This window comes from Metabacillus schmidteae (assembly GCF_903166545.1).
Lineage (GTDB): Bacteria > Bacillota > Bacilli > Bacillales > Bacillaceae > Metabacillus > Metabacillus schmidteae.
Genome location: NZ_CAESCH010000001.1, coordinates 2,005,876 through 2,028,333, shown reverse-complemented (window position 1 = coordinate 2,028,333; position 22,458 = coordinate 2,005,876). Strand labels below are relative to the sequence as shown.

Annotated in this window: 18 protein-coding genes and 1 riboswitch; of the genes, 8 read left to right on the top strand and 10 right to left on the bottom strand. The window is 36.5% G+C overall.

The window, feature by feature from the left end; all coding sequences use genetic code 11:
- The first annotated feature begins 205 nt into the window (after positions 1-205).
- The 5 genes from HWV59_RS09640 (at position 206) to HWV59_RS09620 (ending at position 4,104) form a co-directional block, all read left to right on the top strand.
- A complete protein-coding gene (locus tag HWV59_RS09640; protein WP_175638725.1) occupies positions 206-715 on the top strand; it encodes a DUF4178 domain-containing protein in 510 nt (169 codons plus the stop codon).
- 10 nt (positions 716-725) lie between these two features.
- Positions 726-1,394 carry a PspA/IM30 family protein gene (locus HWV59_RS09635; RefSeq protein WP_175638724.1) on the top strand — a complete coding sequence of 223 codons (669 nt, stop codon included), beginning with the start codon at positions 726-728 and terminating at the stop codon, positions 1,392-1,394.
- Between the two features lie 101 nt (positions 1,395-1,495).
- On the top strand, positions 1,496-2,104 hold the full coding sequence (locus HWV59_RS09630) for a DUF4247 domain-containing protein (protein WP_175638723.1): 609 nt from the start codon (positions 1,496-1,498) through the stop codon (positions 2,102-2,104).
- 22 nt (positions 2,105-2,126) lie between these two features.
- Positions 2,127-2,522 (top strand): DUF350 domain-containing protein, encoded by a 396-nt coding sequence (locus HWV59_RS09625; protein ID WP_102231920.1) that lies wholly within the window; start codon positions 2,127-2,129, stop codon positions 2,520-2,522.
- Positions 2,523-2,550: 28 nt separating this feature from the next.
- Entirely contained in the window at positions 2,551-4,104 is a 1,554-nt protein-coding gene (locus tag HWV59_RS09620; protein ID WP_175638722.1) for a polyamine aminopropyltransferase, read from the top strand.
- 87 nt (positions 4,105-4,191) lie between these two features.
- Here HWV59_RS09620 and HWV59_RS09615 read toward each other — a convergent pair whose 3' ends face one another.
- Together HWV59_RS09615 and HWV59_RS09610 are read right to left on the bottom strand one after the other, a co-directional pair.
- Entirely contained in the window at positions 4,192-4,503 is a 312-nt protein-coding gene (locus HWV59_RS09615) for a DUF3892 domain-containing protein (protein ID WP_175638721.1), read from the bottom strand.
- 40 nt (positions 4,504-4,543) lie between these two features.
- On the bottom strand, positions 4,544-6,592 hold the full coding sequence (locus HWV59_RS09610; protein ID WP_175638720.1) for a molybdopterin-containing oxidoreductase family protein: 2,049 nt from the start codon (positions 6,590-6,592) through the stop codon (positions 4,544-4,546).
- Between the two features lie 150 nt (positions 6,593-6,742).
- Positions 6,743-6,833: riboswitch (SAM riboswitch) on the top strand.
- Positions 6,834-6,954: 121 nt separating this feature from the next.
- Between HWV59_RS09610 and HWV59_RS09605 the strand changes: the two genes are divergently transcribed.
- From HWV59_RS09605 to HWV59_RS09595, 3 genes are read left to right on the top strand one after another with little or no spacing between them, the layout of a single operon-like run.
- Entirely contained in the window at positions 6,955-7,956 is a 1,002-nt protein-coding gene (locus HWV59_RS09605; protein WP_175638719.1) for a 2-hydroxyacid dehydrogenase, read from the top strand.
- A gap of 16 nt (positions 7,957-7,972) precedes the next feature.
- Positions 7,973-9,427 (top strand): FGGY-family carbohydrate kinase, encoded by a 1,455-nt coding sequence (locus HWV59_RS09600; protein WP_175638718.1) that lies wholly within the window; start codon positions 7,973-7,975, stop codon positions 9,425-9,427.
- Between the two features lie 30 nt (positions 9,428-9,457).
- The gene (locus tag HWV59_RS09595) at positions 9,458-10,702 is read left to right on the top strand and encodes an MFS transporter (RefSeq protein WP_175638717.1); all 1,245 of its coding nucleotides are present in this window, start codon (positions 9,458-9,460) and stop codon (positions 10,700-10,702) included.
- Between the two features lie 289 nt (positions 10,703-10,991).
- On the opposite strand, the gene HWV59_RS09590 is transcribed toward HWV59_RS09595, so the two are convergent.
- From HWV59_RS09590 to essC, 8 genes are all read right to left on the bottom strand, one after another.
- Positions 10,992-11,132 carry a hypothetical protein gene (locus HWV59_RS09590; protein WP_175638716.1) on the bottom strand — a complete coding sequence of 47 codons (141 nt, stop codon included), beginning with the start codon at positions 11,130-11,132 and terminating at the stop codon, positions 10,992-10,994.
- 113 nt (positions 11,133-11,245) lie between these two features.
- Positions 11,246-11,866, bottom strand: a complete 621-nt coding sequence (locus HWV59_RS09585) for a hypothetical protein (protein ID WP_102231926.1) — start codon at positions 11,864-11,866, stop codon at positions 11,246-11,248.
- A 4-nt stretch (positions 11,867-11,870) separates the two neighbouring features.
- Positions 11,871-13,625, bottom strand: coding sequence for a T7SS effector LXG polymorphic toxin (locus HWV59_RS09580; RefSeq protein ID WP_102231927.1), 1,755 nt, complete (start codon positions 13,623-13,625; stop codon positions 11,871-11,873).
- Between the two features lie 12 nt (positions 13,626-13,637).
- The gene (locus tag HWV59_RS09575) at positions 13,638-13,904 is read right to left on the bottom strand and encodes a YwqI/YxiC family protein (RefSeq protein WP_102231928.1); all 267 of its coding nucleotides are present in this window, start codon (positions 13,902-13,904) and stop codon (positions 13,638-13,640) included.
- Positions 13,904-14,332, bottom strand: a complete 429-nt coding sequence (locus tag HWV59_RS09570) for a YwqH-like family protein (RefSeq protein ID WP_102231929.1) — start codon at positions 14,330-14,332, stop codon at positions 13,904-13,906. The genes HWV59_RS09575 and HWV59_RS09570 overlap by 1 nt, the downstream gene beginning before the upstream one ends.
- A 13-nt stretch (positions 14,333-14,345) precedes the next feature.
- Positions 14,346-14,849: a type VII secretion protein EssA gene (gene essA / locus HWV59_RS09565; protein ID WP_175638715.1), complete on the bottom strand. Its 504-nt coding sequence runs from the start codon at positions 14,847-14,849 to the stop codon at positions 14,346-14,348.
- On the bottom strand, positions 14,839-17,976 hold the full coding sequence (gene esaA, locus HWV59_RS09560) for a type VII secretion protein EsaA (protein WP_175638714.1): 3,138 nt from the start codon (positions 17,974-17,976) through the stop codon (positions 14,839-14,841). The genes essA and esaA overlap by 11 nt, the downstream gene beginning before the upstream one ends.
- Entirely contained in the window at positions 17,973-22,424 is a 4,452-nt protein-coding gene (essC, locus tag HWV59_RS09555) for a type VII secretion protein EssC (protein WP_175640029.1), read from the bottom strand. Before essC ends, esaA begins: the two co-directional genes overlap by 4 nt.
- Positions 22,425-22,458 lie beyond the last annotated feature (34 nt).

Sequence of the window (22,458 nt, the reverse complement as noted above, 5' to 3'; positions counted from 1 at the left end):
GTATTGAATTTAAATATTCTTTGTGAGTTTATTATACACTTGTACGTACGTACTTGCACCTAAAACCTGGTTAGGTGCTAGTAATTAAGTAACACGATTGTATCCCTAAAACCTATAAAATAGAAAACGAAATTTGCTGAAACTTTTTAATTTGTCATACGTAATAATAATAGGAAACAATAGTACAAAAAGTCGAGGTGGATTCATGAGTTTTTTCAGTAGACTATTTGGCAATAAAAATAAAAGCCAAACCCATGTAGAAGAACGCAATATGTTCAACCTTCAAACAGATGATATTGTCACATATGATTTAGAGGATTATAAAATAGTAGGAAAAATCAGTTATGATGATCATGGCTTTAAGTGGCATGCTTATCAGCTTGAGGGAATTTCTAAAACCATTTGGTTAAGTGTTGAAATGGATGATGAGCTTTATTTGGGAATGTATGAGAAAATAAAATTAAAACTTCAGGACCCTATCCCCAAAAAAATTGAATATGAAGGTACAACTTATTACTTAGATGAATCCGGAACTGCAAGAGTAACAGGAATCGGTCGAAATCAAAACATAAATGGAATGGTGTGCCAATATTATGACTATTGTGATGATGAAGAAGAAAACTTTCTTTCTGTGGAAAAATGGGGCAGTGAAATTGAAGTAAGTCATGGATATGAAATTGAACAATATGAATTAAAAATAATTGCAAGTAACTAGGAGGATGTCAATGTTTAAATTATTTAAAAGGGTAAAAACAGTTGTAGACTCAGAATTAAATGCTTTATTAGATAAAGCAGAAGATCCGGTAAAAATGCTGGATCAATTTATGAGAGATATGGAAACAGATATCCGAGAAGCAGAGTCAGCTATTGCAAAACAAATTGCAAATGAAAAAATGTTACAAAAGAAATTTGAGGATGCAGGAAAAATGGTTCAAAAGCGTGATGAACAAGCGATTAAGGCGATTGAAGCTGGTAACGATGATCTTGCAAGACGTGCTTTAGAAGACAAGAAGATTCATCAGCAAACACTAGATACATTAAAGGAATCGTATGAACGTGCTAAGCTTGATTCAGATACACTAAGAAAGAAATTAGACGAAATGAAAGCTGAATATAATGAAATGAAGCTCAAAAAAGATTCCCTAAAGGCTCGTGCAGAAACTGCAAAAACAAAAACTAAGATCAATCGCACTCTTTCCGGCATTGGCAGTGATGAGTCCAAACGTGGCTTTGAGCGTATGGAAGAGAAAGTCCTTCAATATGAAGCTGAAGCTGAAACAAGTGAAGATATGAGATCTTCTAACAGAAGCTTAGATGATGAGTTCGAAGCATTAGAAAATAATGATATTGATGATGAACTTGCTGCTTTAAAGAAAAAACTTGGCAAAGAATAAGAAATTGAATGTGAAGTTTAAACAAATTGACCTCCAATGCTTTCCGCATTAGAGGTCAACGTGATGCTAATCAATAGATTGACTGGAAAGAAGGTGAGTCAATGAAGAAATCACTTCTTTTTATTTTTCTATCTTGCATTCTCCTCTTATCTGCATGTGGAAATGAAACACAAGGATCAACAGGAGGCTCATTCTTTAAAGATGGAATTGCAGATTTCATTAGTACTACATATATTCTACAAGACGTAGTCTCAAGCCAAGAACGCTCTCAAGAGATTTCTGAAATTTATATTGCTGAGAATAAGTCCATCGATGAAGTGGCTAACGAATTGCAAGATTATGAAAAACCTAGAGAAGTTAGTGAGAAAAAGGATGACAAACAAGTTCTGATTTATCAAGATACTTTTGTAATCTTAACACCTGCCGAGGATAACCCTGCAAATACAATGGTTGAAATCTCTACTTATGACTTCGTACGTAATAATTATAGCCCTGATTTTTTTAATGGATTATTTGTCCTATGGCTATTAGACGATATTCTTGACGTAGATGATTGGGGTAAAAAACAGCGAAACAAGTGTAATTCAAACCAAGATGATTGCTATCAGGGATATGGTTCTTCCGGCGGATCCTTTAAAACAGGAGGAACATCAACTGTTCGAGGTGGATCCTCATCTGTCCGCGGCGGTGGTCCGGGAACTGGAAAATAAAATATGAAGGGAATGAAATAATATGGAGCCTTTTATTTTAACAGCTGTATATTTTATTATAGCGATTGCAATTGTACTTATTGGATTAATTTTATTTGAATTCATGACGAAGAAATATAAAGATTGGGATGAAATTTTAAATGGTAATCATGCCGTATCCCTTTCAATCGGTGGAAAAATTGTTGGAATTTGTATTGTTCTGGCGTTCTCGATTTATCATAGTGCTAGTGTTATAGATACGCTTATTTGGGGTGCTTATGGTGTGTTCCTTCAATTAATTGCGTATTTATTGTTCGAACTTTTTACTCGAAACTTTTCAGTGGAAGAACAGCTTAAAAAAGGAAATATTTCTGTAGGGATTATTAGTATGTGTGTATCAATTGGATTGGCCTTTGTTATCGGGGCATCGATTACGTAAAAGCTTATGAACAAGGAGACAGTTGCGTGTGATTGAACAGAATATCAAACAAAGCAAAGCGATCTATTGGGCTTCAGGGATCGTATCTGTATGTGGAATCATTTTTGAAGTATTATTTGGTGCAGCTGGCTCTTACTTACTTGGTGATGGTGTAAAACAATACACCCTCACCATTTCTCTTTTTTTGACCGGTATGGGCATTGGCGCTTCAATAAGTGAGAAGGTAACAAAGAATTTAATATTGTCATTTGTATGGATTGAATATTTAATCGGTATTATTGGTGGACTTTCAACGTTTTTATTGTTCGGCGTTTCTGCCTTTTTAGAGTCTGGAATGGATGCTTTCTTTCTTTACTCAATTACGTTAATAGTAGGTGCACTAACTGGAGTAGAACTGCCGATCTTAATTAGAAAAGCAAATGAGATTGGTGTCACGTTGCAAAAAAGTACTGCAAAAGTGTTGTTTTCTGATTATGCTGGAGGTCTAATTGGTGGATTACTGTTTGTTTACTTGCTAAGACCGGAATTTGGACTTGTAAAAACAGCTTTTCTTGTAGCCATTATTAATGTTGCCATTGCCTTATGGATTTTACTTTATTTTAAACATGAGATCAAAACGTTTAAACGCCATTTCTCAGCGGGAGTAGTCATTTTCCTTATCCTTATTGCAGGCATTTTTTTTGGTGAAGAAACAGCTTTTACGTTTGAACAAAAACTTTATAGAGATCCGATTATCTATACCGAACAATCCGATTACCAGCAAATCATTTTAACAAAGGAACAAGGAGATTTACGATTATTTCTCGATGGACAGCTTCAATTTAGTTCGAGTGACGAATATCGCTATCACGAAACTCTCGTACACCCTGCAATGGCTACAGCTAACAGGAGAGAAAACGTTCTGGTACTTGGTGGCGGGGATGGTTTAGCTCTAAGAGAGTTACAAAAATATAAAGAAGTAAAATCAATGACTTTGGTTGACCTGGATCCTAAAGTTGTGGAGCTAGGGAAAACAAATCGAGATGTTGTTTCTTTAAACCAAGAGGCATTTGAGGACAAACGTGTTCAAGTTATTAACGAAGATGCTTTCCAGTTTTTAAAACATAAAAAAGGTACCCTATATGATGTCATATTGATTGACTTGCCTGATCCAAATAATGAGTCATTAAACAAGTTATACACTCTTGAGTTCTACCAATTGGTACGAAATCGTTTAGCACCAGGAGGATCAATCATGATACAAGCAACAAGTCCTACCTTCGCAACAGAGGTATACTGGTCCATTAACAAAACGATACAAGCCGCAAATCTTTATACCGATAATTTGCACGTCGATGTTCCAAGCTTCGGTGATTGGGGCTTTGTGTTAGCAAAAAGAGAAGAAGTTGACTTGAAACAAGCTGACATAAAAGCCCAAACGAAATTTTTAACAAATGAAGTATTAGAAGGTTTAACTTCTTTCGGTAAGGACATTGATCAAGAAATACTAGATGAAAAGGGAAATCAAATTCCACTCGATACAAATACCTTGACAAGGCCTACTATTATAGAGAAATACGAAAAAGCTTGGAGAAGTTATTAAGTGTATGTCAATCGTTTCTTATTTCTATCTAAAATATCCAATAAATGAAAAACACAGCCCAGGTACTCCGAACTGTGTTTTTCGCTTTTAGAATTCCGGTAGAGAATCTAAATTATTGTCCCTGTTGCCATCTGGTTCACTTCTTAAAATATCGCGACCGTACTTATGAAATACATCAATATGAGCGAGTTTGCCGCCCTTTGCTTCTGAGAGTGCTTGTACATAATCAAGCTGTCTACCTGACTCTGTCTGAAATGCAATTAAGTCTCCATCTTCATTCTTTCTAACAGCCACGATTTTCTCTTGATTAGGTTTCATATCCTCTGCAATTTCTGCCTGTACTTCATCTTGATTAGACTGATTTTTGTATTGATGAAAAACTTGTTCAAAACGATCCATTTTTATCACCTCATGAATTGTATGTCCAATTGAAGTGATTTTATTCGTAAGATTTAACTGCTTCAACGTCTACTCGACCAGAAAAGAAGGTAGCTCCACCACCCATATCAGCCACACGATCTGGAGTTAGCGTATTTACGAGGTGTTTTTCTCCTGCAACATCTGACCATAATCCTTGGCTAACAACAACTCCAGGTAGCACCAGCTCTCCAACAGATGCTGCCAGTTCACATTCGCCGCGATCATTCCAAATTCGAACGTTATCTCCATCTTTAATTCCCCGTTCAATCGCATCTTTCACATTCATAAATAATTTTGGGGATTTTTCTAACTTAATGTGCTTTTCATTATTCGAGAATGTTGAATTTAAAAAGTTATGGTTCGGTCCTGGAATAAATAAAAATGGATAACGACTTTCTGGTTGAATAGGAATGTAGGTAGGCAAACCTGGATGTCCGTCCTCTTCCATTTGTCTTGAATATAATTCGATCTTCCCGCTGGGTGTTTTTAAGTTTTCAAGTAAATAATTTGTTTGCTTAGCCTTTATAAAATGTGTTTTCTTTAATTCATCATAAGTAACATGTTCTAAGTATTGATTTGAAGTACTGCTTAATGCTTGATTAATTAATACTTCATCAGAATCTTTAAATTCCGGCTCATCAAATTCCATTGCTTCAGCTAATAAACGAAACACTTCTGTATTTGATTTACTCTCTCCATAAGCATTAATTACAGGCTCATGAAGATGAATATATTGATGCCAATAGGACGTGTAAAAATCAACATTTTCAAAAGCAGATGTAGCAGGTAAAACAATGTCTGCATACATAGCTGTTTCCGTTAAAAACAAATCGTGAACAACGGTAAATAAATCATCTCTTGCCAACCCTTCGCGAACTTTGGTTGCCTCTGGTGCCACCACCGCAGGGTTACTTCCATATACAAACAATGACCGAACCGGTCTTTTGATTTCAAGAAGTGCTTGTCCAAGTTGATTCATATTAATAGTACGAGTTTGTTTTTTCAATAAGTCCGGACGTTGAAGTGCGGTTGTATTGTGCGCAAGAAAAGCTGAATTAGACTTTAATGCTCCTCCACCCTTTACTAACCATTGGCCTGTTAATGCAGGTAAACAAGCTATAGTACGGACAATCATTCCACCATTATCATGGTGTTGTATACCATTTCCAATTCTGATCATCGAAGGAGTAATATCTCCATACATACGGGCTAATTCATAAATATGTTCTACAGGTACACCTGTGATTGACGACACCATATCTGGATTATATTGCTTTACATGTTCTTCTAATTCTTTAAATCCAACTGTATATTGTTCTAAAAAATTCTTATTCACTAATTCTTCTTTAAATAGAATATGCATGATTCCTAATGCAAGCAAGCCATCTGTTCCAGGTAAAATAGGAATAAACCAATCTGCCATTCTACCTGTTTGGTTTTTATGTACATCAATCACGACGATCTTTGCTCCATTTTTTCTCGCTTTTTGGGCAATCATCATTTGATGCATATTTGTACTAACAGCATTAATTCCCCATAGAATGAATAACTTTGTTTCTGTCATATCCTCAGGGTCAGTTCCATAGCTTCCTCCCATTGTATATTTATACCCTTTCGAACCAGCTACAGAACAAATTGTTCGATCCAGTTGGCTTGAACCAAGACGATGAAAAAAGCGACGATCCATGCCCTCAGCATTAATATTTCCCATATTCCCATAAAAGCTATAAGGAAGGATCGATTCTGCCCCTTCTTCTGCAATTAGTTTTTTCCATTTCATGGAAATTGTCTCTATTGCTTCCTTCCAGGTGACTGGGACAAATTCTCCTTTACCTTTAGTTCCAATTCTTTTTAAAGGTGTCTTAAGCCTTTTATCGTCATAAATTCGCTCTCCCATATTTCGCACTTTGTTACAAATATTCCCTTTTGTAACAGGGTGATTAGGATCACCTTCAACTTTTACTATTTTCCCATCTTTTTTATGAATAAGTAATCCACACTGATCCGGACAGTCCAAAGAACAAACGGACGGAACAACACCACTTTCAATCTCTTTATATCTTTGCATTGTGATTCCCTTTCATGAAAAAAATTGATTTTTAAATTATATCAAAAAATCTATTACTTCGAAAGTTCTGAAAATATATTGACTTCTGAATATTAACTCTTATATATTAGTTACATTGCGTTTTTAAGAAATGTTTAAAATTTAATATAGATTCTATCAAGAGAGGTGGAGGGACTGGCCCATTGAAACCTCGGCAACAGCATTGTGCCAATTCCAGCAAGCATGGCTTGAAAGATAGAAAGAGTTCACTTATGTCATTGTATAAACGATATAAAGTAATCATCTCTTTCCATCTCTGGAGAGAGATTTTTTTATAGATTACAGTACATTTTTTACATTGTTAGTGTGAAGGAGATGATTAGATGAATGTTTTAGTTACAGCCCCATATAACGAAGTTGGTCTAAATGAGCTGAAGTCACTTTTTGGCAATTATACCTATCGTTGTTGGAAAGATCAGGGAAGGGCCTATCATGAAGATGAATTAATTTCTCTTCTAAAAGAGACAAAGGCTGAAGGATTAATTGCTGAACTTGATAAGGTGACAGAAAAAGTATTTGAAAGTGTACCAGAATTAAAGTTTGTTGGTGTATGCCGTGGAATGCCTTCCAATGTAGATGTTGAAGCTGCTTCCAAACGAGGAATACCTGTGTTTTACACCCCCGCCCGTAATGCACAAGCAGTTGCAGAGCAATTTATTGGCAACCTTATTACTTTTTATAGACATACGATTCCATCAAGTGAGTGGCTGAAACAGGAGAAATGGGACGGTGACTACTTGCAAGCCTATGTAAAATTCAAAGGAAATGAAATTTCCGGAAAAACAATCGGCTTAGTCGGCTTCGGTGCAGTTGGGCGAAAATTAGCTAATATCCTTAAAGCCTTTGACTGTTCCATACAATATTATGATCCTTATGTAGAAAGCGAGGATCCTGCTTATTCCCGCGTTTCTTTGGAAGATGTGTTCTCAACAAGTGATGTTGTTTCTATTCACCTTCCCCGGACAGATGAAACGATCGGGATGGTTAACGAGAATTATCTAGGTCTAATGAAAGAGGATGCAGTGCTCGTGAATACCTCAAGAGCTGTTGTAGTGGAGAGAGACGCACTTGTTGCTGTACTAAAAGAGGGAAAAATTAGAGGAGCTATTTTAGACGTATTTTATCATGAGCCTCCAGATAAAAGTGATTATGAAATCATTCAATTACCAAATGTGTTAGCAACACCTCACCTAGCTGGAGCCAGCTTTGAAGTAGAAGATCACCATGTTTCTATCATGAACCAAGCTCTTGTGAAGTGGTTTAACAAGCAAGCTGTTGAAATCCCAACTTTGTTCAATAGAAAAGACCTGCATGTAAAGTCATAAGAAAGAGGTAATAAATGTGAATAAAGAATCAGGTTATTTAGTATTTGATATTGGAACAGGAAATGTTAGAGTTGCCATTGTTACCACTTCAGGTGAAGTTGTTAGTATTGAACGGGAAGATATTCACTATCTAACAGAAACCTTGTATCCTGACAGCCGTTACTTCTTACCGGATACACTTTGGGAGCAAGTCATTCGTTTAGCAAAGAAAGTGATAAAAAACTCACCAACTGTAACAATCAAAGGTATTACATCCACTAGTCAACGCCAAGGAATTGTTTTACTAGACAAAAGCGGAAATTCGTTTATTGGGTTACCGAACATTGATAATCGCGGGCGAGAATGGGAACAAGATTACTTAGAACGCGATCTTATCTACAAAACAACAGGCAGATTACCGTCTGCTCTCTTCTCGGCACTAAAGCTTGTAGGATTAAAGAAAAGACAACCCGCTCTATGGGATAGAATTGCATCATTTACTAGCATTAGTGATTGGATTACCTATAAGTTAAGTGATGTTCTAGTTTATGAACCCTCACAGGCGACTGAAACCTTACTTTATAATGTACGGGAACAAACTTGGTCTAAGGAAATGTGTGAGCAATTTGACATTCCATTTCATTTTTTACCTGAATTAAAATGGTCAGGTTCAATTCTTGGTCATATTATTCCTTCCTTGGCAGAGGAATTGGAAGTAAATAAAGATGTTTCTATTATTGTAGGTGGCGGAGATTCCCAATTGGCCATTGAAAGTACTTTTGCAAAAACCAATGACATGATTATCATTTCGGGCACAACCACTCCAATTTGCAAGATGATTGACGAATATAAAGGTGATGAAGAAAAAAGAGCTTGGACAAATGCTCATACTCACAAAAACCGCTGGTTGGTTGAGACAAACCCAGGGATAACTGGCTTGAATTATCAGAAATTGAAAAACTTATTTTATCCAAACGAAAGCTATCAGCAAATGGAATATGAAATATCTCAGCTGGACTTAGTAGAATGCGTGGCAGCGTTAGGAATATATCTCTCAGATGAGAAAAATGCCTCCAAAAAAGGTGGGTTTATATTCAACGCTCCCCTTGCTCAAGATTTATCAAGAGCCCACTTTGTTGCAGCTGCGTTATGGGAAATTGCTTGTACAATCCGCCTCCATTTTGACCAAATTTTAGAGGTCACTCCTTTTGACTTGCCGTATGTATGGGGTTGTGGCGGAGGATTTCAAAGTGAACAATTAGCTCAGTTTATTGCTAATTTACTACAAAAAGAGCTGAGAATTCCTAACGGCTTTAGTCAAGCTTCTGTCGTAGGTGCTGCTGTCATCTGTAACCAAGCACTTGGACAAGAAAATTTGATTTCTAAAGATTATAAAACGATTAAACCTGATAAAAATCATCAAGATAACAGGTATTCAGAATGGTTAAGAACACAACATTTCTTTTCTGAAATGAATAGTACGTTAAACTAAAAAATTTATTATAGATATGGAGAGAAAAATATGCTCGACAAGATTGGAATACCTAAACACTTAAGCTGGGGCTTTTTAGGCGTAATGCTCTTTATGATGGGAGATGGACTTGAAGCTGGTTGGCTAAGTCCGTTTTTAATTGACCAAGGGATGACTGTTCAACATACTGCATCCATTTTCACCGTTTACGGAATTTCGCTTGCCCTTTCTTCTTGGTTTTCAGGTGTATGTTTAGAAGCATTTGGCGCAAAACGTACAATGTTTATGGGACTCTTATTTTATATTATTGGAACAGCTGGGTTTATAGCTTTTGGTTTTGAAACTATGAATTATCCAATCATGCTGATCACGTACTTTATTAAAGGACTAGGTTATCCATTATTTGCGTATTCTTTTTTAACATGGGTTATTTACCGTACCCCTAAGAATAGATTGAGTACAGCAGTAGGCTGGTTCTGGATCGCTTACTGTGCAGGGATGATGGTGCTTGGAGCATGGTATTCAAGCTACGCCATAAAATATTTTGGCTATATCAATACATTGTGGACATCCATATTCTGGGCATGTCTTGGTGCATTCTTTGCTTTAATTGTCAATAAAGATAAATTTAAGAAGAAAGAAACTACTAGTGCGAAAGAAACGCTCAATGAGTTATTAAAAGGGATTACTATTGTCAAAAAGAACCCAAGAGTTGCAGCTGGTGGAGTTGTACGTATCATAAATAGTCTTGGAACTTATGGGTTTCCGGTTTTCTTACCTATCCATATGGCTGAGCATGGTATTGAAACAACAGTCTGGTTACAGCTATGGGGTACGATATTCCTTGGAAACATTGTATTTAACCTAGTATTTGGTTTTGTGGGAGATAAATTCGGTTGGAAAAACACCATCATTTGGTTTGGCGGAGTCGGCTGTGCAGTCTTTACTGTCCTTCTTTACTATACTCCGGTTCTAGCAAATGGAAACATCGTCGTCACAAGTATTGTTGGATTTATTTGGGGAGGTTTATTAGCAGGTTACGTTCCTTTAGGAGCCTTAGTACCGACAGTTGCAGGCGAAGACAAAGGTGCTGCCATGTCTATCTTAAATCTTTCAGCAGGTTTATCTTCATTTGTGGCTCCAGCCATCGCTTGGGCGTTTATCGGTTTGGTAGGAGCTCAAGGTGTTGTATGGATTTTCGGACTACTTTATTTAGCAAGTGCGATTATTGTTCACTTTATTCAAGTTCCTGAGGAAGATGAAATGAGAAAAAATACAGCTTCTATTGCGTCTTGATCTATCAGATTGAAGAAAAGATCTCAGCATGATTATGTTGAGATCTTTTCTTTTTATTAAATTTCAGGTTAATTCTTAAAAGTATTTATACAATGGGAAATTGAATTTTTTGAAAGATACTTCTTTTCTTCTGGTAATCCTTTAAAATTTAAAATTGGCTTTTTTATTTCAATGATACCTTCAATATTATTAATAGCAATTTCCTTTACAAAAACAAATTGCTCTTTTATTTGGAATCCATAATCCTTACTGAATATCGTAATTTTATCATTTTCAATTAATAACTCTTCTACTGTAAAAGGCTATATTCTTTTCCTTGATAAATGATTTTATATTGAATTTCATAAATTACATCGATATCCTTAATCTTTACTTCTTTTACAAATTTATCTTTATACCTTTTTCCTTTGTAATCAGCATATATTGACATCATTTCACCTGCTTTAACTGTTTATAACGAAGGTATTAACATTTTCAGGAAAAACTTTGAACGAAAAAGACTATCATCTACACTCTTCATGTAAATGATAGCCGAATAACAAGTTAATTGCTTATATAAATTTTCTTCATTTTTTCTAATTCCTCTAATTCTAAGCTTTCTGTAAAAGGCTTAAAAAGTTCATCAAATTTTTCAAGCTTAATACTAAAATTATATAATACGACTAACGCACTTGATAAAGGTCTTGCTTCTGTAAACACTATTTTTTCTTTTTGATGAGTCAGATAAAAAACATCATATGCTTGATTTCCTTCAATTAAATTAATTGCCCCTTCTTTTTCATGTTTTAGAGAAAAATAAAGTTCATTTATATTTTTATGAAGAATTTCTTTTCCATCAACAATATTTTTTTCTATTGTCCTTAATTCACTTTTAACATGATTATTACCTTTGATTTTCTCAAATTTCCCTTTTACAGTAATATATAATGCTAAAAATGCAATTTCTTTTATAGAAAAATCTTCTAGTTTATAATCTTTATTTCTTTGTATTTCGTATAAGTCCCATATTTGAGAGCCATTAGAGTTTTTTAATTTAATGCCAACATCAAGATTAGTACTACCGTCATTATTTTTTGGATATACATAAATTATTGTATCCCCACCTATTTTTTCAGTTTTAATATTATAATTATCTAATTTGTTTAATAGATCATTATAGTTCATAATTTTATCCACCTTTTTTAACTGATACGAACTCAATTAATTCAAGCTCTTCTAACTCTTCCATTGAATAAGCCTTACCGTTACTATGGTATTTAATATATTGTGTACCACCACCAGGCCTATCAAACCAAGGAGCTATTTTACCACCGGTAACTTCAAAGTCTTCAAGTACTCTATAGATATAGTAATCTGCCTCATCACTATGTAGTGCAAGGGCTCTTTGTTCGTAAGGTATTCCTTCTGGTGAAAAGAAACCACCACCTGGCGCGCCAAATCTGTCAATAAGCATTCCCTTTTTGAGTTCTGTAGGGATTGGTTCCCCATCAAATCCATCATTAGGTGGCCAATTTATATTACCTGTTTCCTGATCATAATATTTAGGATTATCATAAACTTCCTTATACTTTATATATTTCTCTTCTTTTGGCGGATAAGCCCATTTAGATAATTTTTCTCTATCGGCCTGCGTTATTTCAATTATTTTTTCTGTATTCTCTACAGGTACCTCATTAAGTACTCTACTTCCATCCTGCAACCTATTCACATAATAAGCACCACCACCAACAGCCAATAATCCAAGTGCTTGGGCAAGACTATTCTGCTGCTGTTCAACCGTTAACTCATTCCCAAACATATCCTTGCCAGTAAGATACTCACTAAACCCATTCGCAGAAACAAGTCCGTATATCCCCATCTCGGCCATTTCCAGGTTTGAGAAGGTTTTGGATGTGCGGTAGACATCAAGAGCACGATCTGCAGCGTTCATGCCTTTGGCGGTTTTGTAGATGGCACTCCCGCCTTTGAAGATTCTTCCTGCCCAACCGACGACTGGGATGAAGCCGGCTGTGGCCATGGCACCGGCAGCTACTCGTTGCCCTGTTGTTAATTTTTCGCCAGTGACAGGGTCAACTCCTTCTGAGGCACGTAAATAATCATAATACCCTGTGATTTCTCCTGTAAAGGTTTTAACTCCGTCCCATGCTTTTTCATACCATGGTCTGTTTTCCAGTTCTTCTGCTTTTTTCAGCTCTTCTCTGAATTTTTCCTGTTCTTCTTTGAAGGTGAGGTATTCGTCTGCGTACTGTTCGACTTCGTCTGTTAGTTGATAGGCTTCACTTGCTTTGTAGGCTTGTGAGTCGAAATTGATTGGATGGATTGTGTTTCCTTGGGCCGTTGCCTCCAACAGTTGTTGAAAGAGGGCTGCTATATGGTACTCGGCACTTTCTGATACCATATATTCTTCTTTCAATTGCTGATCTAGTGTATCTACGGCTTTAACAGTATCTTCCCGCTTCTTTTTTGCATCAGACATAGCCGTATCAAATTGATCTGTTGAAAAAGCGTCTAGGGAGACAATATCATCAATATCTCTAAAGATTTTCTTGAGGTCCTCCTGCTGACTTTCTACCATTGCGATATGGTTTGATGCCTGGATAGAAAGATCTGTTTCAAGAAAGTTTACGTCCACAATGGTGTCACCTGATAAATTAGATTCATCAATTGAACCTGATACACCATTAAAAAAAGCGATTTGCATGTCGATAAAACGAAGCAAGGCTTCTACCACATCAACTTGTGCTTGGTAAAAGCCTTTAATGGCATCTGCTCCCTTTCCTGTTAGGTTATCATCGAGCTGGACGATATCTGTAAATTCCATTTTAAGCTTATCAAGCTTTTCTCTTAAATCTTTATAGACTGTTGCGCGATCCTCCATTGTCTCAATTAACGTTTTTGATTCAAGTACTTTCACGTTTGCCATCTGCCCTTTCCATTAGTTTCTCGTAATGGCTTCATCCTGTTCCTTCAATGAACGTACATTTGCTTTTGTATCTTCAATGTTTTTCCCGACAATTTGAACATAATCATTGATGAACTGATGAATTCTTTCTTCTCTTTCCAGAAAATAAGTCGTGAAATCCAAGCGATTTCGACCAATGTCACCAGAGGCAGGGACTGTAAGTTTAACGGATGATAGGGCTGAATTTGCCTCATTAAGCTCCTTTGTTACGGCTTCGTAATTTAATTTGATTGTAACCATTAGAATAACCGCCTTTTCAAATCACTTATACGGTCGGAAAGCTCATCAATGGCGTCCTCCCCCATGTGCACTAAATCTCCTGCCTCATGTGCTAATGCACTAGCAGTATTTAAGGCCATTCTTTCCAATTCCAGAACATTGATTTTGCTTTCAATTGTATATTGATAGCTATTGTAGCTGTACTGCCCAATGTTTTTCATAATGTTGTAGGCTTGCTCTCTCTCATCTTCAAATTCCTCAGATCGCTTACCCGTCCAGTCTTTACCTAGGTCAGGCTGTTTAATTTTTTCAATTTCCTGCAATAAAATGGATTGTTCACTACTAATCTCACTTTTGGCTTTTTGGAGTCTTTCAATTTTTTCATTTACATCATTTGATCGAGACGAAATTGTGTTTTGAATTGAGTATAACGTGCTTGATAAACTCATAACGTTCACCTCACTAGTTATTTGTCGTCATTTTTTGCTTTGTTGATTTGTTCCAAAACAAAATGACTGTGATAAGTGATATGATACAGATCACGACGAGCACCCATATTAACAGGGATAAAGGGCTTGTAGAGGAAGTTGGTTCTTCCTCTACTGTTTGCCCCTGGGATACCTTGTCTGTGGAAGAAAATAAATGTAAATTTTCTGCCTTAGTTTTAATTGTATTCAGATTTTTTGAGTTTTCTTTAAACAAAGAAGAAACTACTTCTGTATCATTAGACGTTTTTTCACCTTCAAATGTTAATCCTTTTTGTTCTTCAGGTATATTTGTCCGCTGTTGATTTTGCTGTTTGTCTAATAATAAATCTCTATTTATTTTTACATTTTCCTTTTGATAGTCGTTTGGGACGAGCTCATCAATATTCGTTTCTGCTACTGCAACTTGATGTTGCAATAGCAGATAACTGATGACAAAGAATAAAAACCAAATAAATTTTTTGTTGGATTTAAGCATCATAGGTTTCAGACCCTTTGTCAACTGAAACTATTTCAGATCTTCCAATAAAGTATTGAAGTGCCCCCAGTCCTAAAATAATACAGCACAGTGCAATCATTGCTTGGGTAAACAGTGACTCGGTTCCATATTGGATACTCATGTACACTTTTGACATTGGATCCTGGAAGCTGAAGTTCGGTGTTGTCAGAGCGAGTAATGGTGTGACATAGAAAATAACCATTCCTACTGTAATAAATGTACCGACAAGCTGATGAACTGCAAATCCAACCCTTACTAATGCCGAACCAGCCATTAACAAGAAAATTGTAAACACAGTCCATTCCACTGCACTTTCTTCTCGTAATGGATAAATTTCAAGTCCAAACAAACTGATGACAAATCCGACAATTAAATTTAATAGGACAAATAATATCGTCTGAATCCATAGAGGTGGTTGTTTGAAATAGTAGCTGGTGTACCCAATTAATAAGCTGCTTACTAAGACTATAAACAAGACAACAACCGGTGGGATATTTTTAACTGTTGTACTTCCTGTTTGCTCTGGAACATCTCCACTTATTTTTAGTGGATTTGTTAAAAAGTCATATACATATCCGTTTGATTGGCCGTCGACAAACGCATTTCCTAATACACTAAATACGTCATCACGAATAAGCTCAGTTGATGCTACGTTTGTAGCCCATTTTTGGTTTAGCTTATCAGCATCTACTTGAACATCATTGATTCTTCCTTGTAATTCATTCGTGTAATCAACGATTCCACCCTGACTTTCCTGGACTGAATCAAGCCATGTGTGAATTGAATCCATTTGATTACTAATTTGTTCTGAACCTAAAATCATTTGTTGTCCTTCAACGGTTGAAGTAGGTGTTGATGCAGAGAGCATTTTTTCCGGTTGTTGAATTTGCTCAAGAACCGTTTGTGCTTCCTGTTGAATTGCCTCAAGGCTTTCCTTAAGCTTTGCTTGGTTGTCATTAACCGCTTTACGGTATTCGACCATAAAGACAGTAAAGTTGTCTTCCATTGTCGTCAAAGCATCCTGTGTTGTTGGTATTTCTTCTCTCATTACATTCCAGTTTTCCTGCTCTTCTGCTGTAATGGCAACAATTTTATTTGCTTCCTGCTGAAGGTACTCATCAGTTAAGGTTGCTGTTTTAGCTTGATCCTCAGAAATCATGCTTGTTAATGTTGCATGATAACGATCTAAATATGAATAGTAGAACATCATATCAAGAAGATCTTTGCTATTTATTTCCTTGGAAAGAATTTCAGAGATATTCTTTTTCCTTGTTTCAGATAAAGCTTGTGATGCTAATATAGCTTCTTCTTTTTTATTAATTTCATCTTTTATGCTAGCTTCATAGTCTTTGTAAAGCTTTAATTCTTCATCCACTGCAGTAAAATCTTTAAAAAGTTGATCATAAAGCTCTTGAAGCTCTTCTTTTTCTTCTTCTAATTGAGCTTTATCTTTTTCGAGATCGTCTCTTTCTTTTGTTAGCGTAGCAACTTTCTCTTCTAAACCTTTAATAGTTTCTGAGGTTGAAGCAATTGTGTCAGAAAGGGTTTTTCGTATTTCATCCAATTTTGATTGAAGCGGGTTTTCTCCATCTGATTCTTTTTTCGTTAAATCAGATTTTAAGGTTTCTAATTCTTTTTGTAATCCTTCTAACCCCGAGAGAGTTCCAGTTATATTTTCAATCGTTATTACTTCTAGATCTTTAAGGGCTTCAAGCTCTCCCTTTAGCCTAGTTACTTCTCCTGCAATACTTGAAATCTTTTCTTTTTCATCCTCTAAATCTACATATTTACCACCCGGTTCTTCGGGATCAGGAGGATTTGTTGGCTCCTCTGGATTTTCAGCAGGTGGCTGATTCCCGGTATCTTCTTTCCCTTCTTCTTTATTATCAGGCTCAGGTTCTGTTTCGTTTTCATCGTTAGAATTTGCTGATAAAACATTTGTTTTTGTTTCATTTTTTTTATCTAGTTGTTCAGATTGTTTCGGATCAGTTGGTTCCTCTGGTGCCTCCGGTTGTTCTGCTAAAGCGTTACTATAATCTTCAAGCTTCTCCTGAGTATTATCTAAAATTAATGTATCTTTATATTGCTGATAAAAATCTAAAATCTTTTTCTGTAATTCATAGTAATCACTTATCTGCCTTGCTACCTGGCTGGTTCTTTGTTCCTCAAGCTGTGTATATAGCTGCTGTGATTGAGTCATGCGTGTATTTAACTGCTGCATGCTTTCTACAATCGAACTTCCTTCGTCCTCAAAAAGTTGAACGGATTGGACAAATAAAGGCTGCTGATTATTTGTTGCTTCACTGACTGTTTGAATCGCTTGTGATTGGATATCTGCTAAGATTTTTTGCTGGTTATCCTGATATTCTTTATATGTTTCAACATATTCTACAAAGCTGGCTAAGCTTTTTTCATATGTCTCAAGCATTGATTTCTGGTCAGGTGTTTCGCTTCCAGCTTGCTCGATCGATGACTGCAGACTTGCAAGCATTGCCTTTTGTTGTTCGATTTGTCCTGCTAAATCTTTTGAACTGGGCTTATAGAAAGCTGTCATCGCTTGCTGAAAAGCAATTTCTTTTTCAAGAATTTCATCAAACTCAGCACGAACATTTTCTAAATCTGCTGAAACATAATTCCAGTAAAGTGTCGAGATTTTTTGATTTACTTTTTTCGTTGCTTTCTCAAGCTCCAGTAATACTTTTTCCTTATTTACTGCATTAAGTTGACTTTGAACTTTGTATTCAAAATTAGTTTTCACCGGATTACTTTCATCATAGGACATCACGTTTTCCGAAAAGTTTGATGGTAAATAAACAACCGCATCGTATTTCTGACTTAGTAGTCCATTTTCACCAGCACTTCTGCCGACAACTGTCCAGTCAAAATTTGAGTTTTCACTCAAGAGGCTTGCAATATTTTCCCCAAGCTGAATTTTTTCGCCTTCTTCTTCAAAGCCGGTGTCTTCATTGATAATCGCAATCGATTGAGCTGCACTAGCTTTTTCAACTTTAAACGGGTTATCTCCGATTGCGCGAAAGAAAAGAAGGGGTGTAACGACAATTAATGTAATGGCTATAAGTAATTTAATAATAGTTGATGTTTGCTTCATATTTGCACCTTCCGTTCTACATGAACAAGCGGGATTTGAATGCTTTGTTCTTTTCCATTTTCAACATAATAGCCATAGCCAGGCTGAATTTCCTGTTCCTTGCGGTCATATGTTAGTGTGAACATGGTTTGTTCTGATTTTTTCATTAATACAACAGCTTGACGGATTTGTTTTATTTCTAGTGTTAATGGATCATATCCTTTTGTTAATTCATTGTTACTGCCGGATACAATGATGTTAAAGCCTAAATGGCTGTAATTTTTCATCATTCGAACAAGTTTATCTTGTAATGGATTATCCAGCTTTTGCAGGAAGTTTGCATATCCATCCACAATTAATAAAACAGGCTGATTGGCTTTCAAAGGTTTTCCTTGCTGAATAAATTGCTGGTACATGCCTTCTCTTTCTACCAATACTTTTTCAATCACATCAAGCCATGATGCCACATGGTCCTTTCCTTCTAAGTAAACAAGTCTGTCATCTCCTATATAAGAAGATAATCCACGATCAATGGAATCAAAGATCGCAACATGCTCTAGCTGCTGATCCAGTGCGGTATGAATAAAGGCCTTTAATGTATTCGTTTTTCCTTTTTGTGCCTGACCTAGTACAAGACAATGCTTAGATCTTGTAAGGTTCACATAAACCGGCTGAACCGTTACCTCATGTAAGCCGATAGGCAGTAAGCCAACTTTTCGTTCTGTGTAAGCAGCGAAATTGAGCATCGTAAGCTCAGTTGGTAGCATAGGGACAGGAGATGGCTTTTCAACATGGATGTATTCATCTTTAAGATGCTGCACAAGTTTTTTCATGTTTTCCATCTGCTCAAAATCATCTTTTCCTTCAACCGGAAGATACACTTGAGAAAAGAATGCTTCATCTTTCTTCACAATTGCTCTACCAGGAATTGATTCTGGCGCAAATGGTAGGCGCCCTAACATTGTATAGGCTTCTGTTTGATCCATTAGATAGTGAACAATTTTTGTTTGTAGGTTATTCATCAATGACTGACGAACTGAGTTAATTCGAGTAACCGTCAGCATGATATATATTCCGATGGATTGACCATCGCGGGCAAATGTATTCAGCTGCTGCTCCAGATCGAGCATTTCTTCTTTTACGAGGTCAAAATTATCAACAACTAAGTAAAGTAATGGGAGCTGTTCTTCACTTAGTGCATTGTACATTTTAATCGAGCTAACCTCTTTCTTTTGGAAAAGCTTTTTCCTATTCGCCACTTCGTCTTTTAAAATATTCATGAACTTCTCAATTTTTCGTTCCTGGTCTAACAGAAAGTAATCAGCTGTATGCGGGAGCTGCCTTAAAGGTAATAACCCGCCATTTCCAAAGTCCATTAGATAAAAATGAACTTCCAGTGGAGTAAAAGCCTTCGCCATACCAAGCAGCAATGTTTGCATCGTACTTGTTTTACCATAGCCTGCTGAACCAAATATCCCAATGTTTCCATCCTCTATTACGTTATATGCATAATCAGATTGACTTTGTTTTTCCGGCTCATCAATCCGAGTAAACATGATGCTCGCTTTATCTTTTGGTTCATTTTGCTGTACTGGATAAAGTCGGCCAGGTAATGGCGGCAACCATGGACTTTGTAATTTTTTCAACTCTAATTTTTCTTGTAAATCATTTATTTTTGAAACAATTACACCAATTTCACTTAGCACTTCTTTTTGCTTATGATCTTGAACAGAAACCTCTGATAGTGGAATTAATCCAAGGTCTGTGACAATTGCGATTTCATCCTCAATATCAAGAGATTCTTCCTCATGATAAGGAGCTCCACTCCATGCAGATTGAAAGAGCTCATACACTTCATTGTTACCGACCTGCAAGTAGCCACGACCTGTTTGCGTAATAGAAGCAGCATCACCATTTTTCAAAATTTCCCTGCTATCCTCTGTGTTCTGTACCTTCAATGAAACTCTAAAGCGTGCATTACTCCAGATTTGATTATCAATTACTCCACCCGGCTTTTGAGTGGCCAGAATCAGGTGAACACCCAAACTTCTACCGATACGCGCAGCACTGACTAATTCTTTAATAAAATCAGGTTCTTCGGCTTTCAGCTCGGCAAATTCATCAGAGATTAAGAAAAGATGTGGTAATGGCCGTTCTGCTTTTCCACTTTTATATAGCCTTGTGTAATCATTAATGTGTGTAACACTATGTTGATCAAACAAACGTTGACGTCTTTTTAGCTCACTTTTAATCGAAGCAAGTGCACGCATACTGAAGTTTTTACTTCCTTCAATATTCGTAATGGTCCCCAGAAGATGTGGCATGTTCTTAAACGGCTGAGCCATTCCGCCTCCCTTGTAATCAATAAGGAGAAATGCTACCTCATGTGGATGGAAATGAACTGCAAGTGATAAGATATACGTTTGTAGAAATTCACTTTTCCCTGAACCTGTTGTACCTGCTAAAAGCCCATGTGGACCATGTGCTTTTTCATGAAGGTTTAAATCAACCGTTTCTGCCTTCCCTTTTAAGCCAACTGGTACTGCTAATGATTTTGCAGACTCACGTGTGAACCAGTTCTGTTCAATAGGAAGCTGGTCAACACTTTTTACGTTCATCATTTCTAAAAAGGATACCGAGTCCGGAATCGAGTTTGTCATCCCTGTTTGATGATCAAGTGTTAATAGCATCCTTGCGTACATTTCGTTATCTGATCGTTTATGATCATCCAAGACAAAGGGAATTTTGACTGCTTTTTTCTGTTGAATTAATATATCACCTTGTTCATCATTGATATAACGAATGAGTGTATGAATATTGTCTGATAAACTTTCCTTTGCCTCTGCTGCAAAAATAACAGAAATTCCGAGATGCTGATGATCTCCTTCCAGGTATTCTAATATGACATGATCAGAGATCAGCTGTTGATTCGTAACAATAAACACATAATGTGGTGAAAATCTGATTTTTTCTTTTTCCTCTTCAAGATCCCGTTCTCTTACCATCTCGTAAAGGGAAGATAATAATTGATCTCTAGTTCTATCATTATAGATAAATCCTTTGGCATGGGAGCCTGCCAGTTGAAAGTGAGGCAGCCATTTCATCCATTCCCATTCCTTGTATTCTTGTTCATCAAAAATAAACACAAATCGGAGGTCATGGTAGCTATGGAAAAAGGCCAGCTGACCGACTAGTTGATGAAGCTCCTTTTTCAATACACGGTCTTTCCCAATTAAACCAATTGCACCTTCAGAAAGATTGGCGGTAATCGGAAGGTTTGATAGGTTTTTATATGCCCTTTCAAGAGTTTGTGATTCTTCCAGCAATTCATCCATTTCACGATTGGACATATCTGAAGCAGAAGAAGAAATCGTGTAGCTCGCTTTGACTGTTCCAGTCCCAAGACGGAACTGCAGAAAGTCAGGGCTCTCCATCGTTCTTTCCCAAAGTCTATCTGAAAGTTGGTTTGTTAAATATTTCATTCGTTCGAAAGAAGGAAAATGGAATTCAAGCACTTCTTTTTGTTTATCAGCTAGCTGTTGAAGCTCTTGTCTTTTCGAATCTAAATAGTTCGTATAAATCCGTTTTCGACGTTCCTTTGCTTTTTTTTGATTTCCTCTATCTTTAAAGTATTGAACTGTTGAGGTCACAAGAGTTGTCATAAACATCACCAATGAAACAATGATGAAAATGCCTCGCGGAATTAAGAATGCGACAAGACCCATGACAATCAGCATCACGAGTGGCGGCAAGATAATTAACCACAAACTTCGATTGGAGCCTTGGGAGTCTTGTGTTGGAAATGACAACTGCACCTTCTCATCCGGCAATTCATACACCATGCGAGGTGTTCTCCGGTAAACCGGATATTTTTTTTGCATTTCAGAAAGAGGAAGAATCGCCTCAGGTAAACTAGTTTGATATGATTCTGAACTTTCAATTTGTATAAAATCTTCTTCAAGTATGGTAATTTTCAGTGATGCCCACATAATGATGTCACCAACATGTAATCGACCAGATTGTTCCAGGTGATGACCGTTTATATATACATCTCCATCTACGTTTGTTAATTGAAAGCCTGTAGATTGTAAGATAATTGAAAAAGATGTCTTATGTTCATTTTTGTTAAAAAAAGTTGCATTTTGATCAACGGTTGAAAAAGTTATTTCACTTAAATGTCCGACATAATGAGTCTTTTCTTTCAAAGAAGATGAAAGGTAAAATTCCACCTCTTCTTGATCTAAATCGATTTTGGTGTACCTATTTTGATCAATCCTGGTAATCTGTTGGTCCATATCACTCTGCACCCAAAGTTCCCCGTCACGAGTTATTACAGTCAAAGTGTTTGATATGGTCGGGATTGTAATCGTATGTTCCTTGCTAGAACCAATTGTTATTTGCTGTTTTGAGGTTTTATTTAATTGAATTTCCTGGTATGAATACTTTGTAAAAACCCAAAGCGTAGCCATATTATCACCACCTGTTTCTTCTTTCATTTAACAT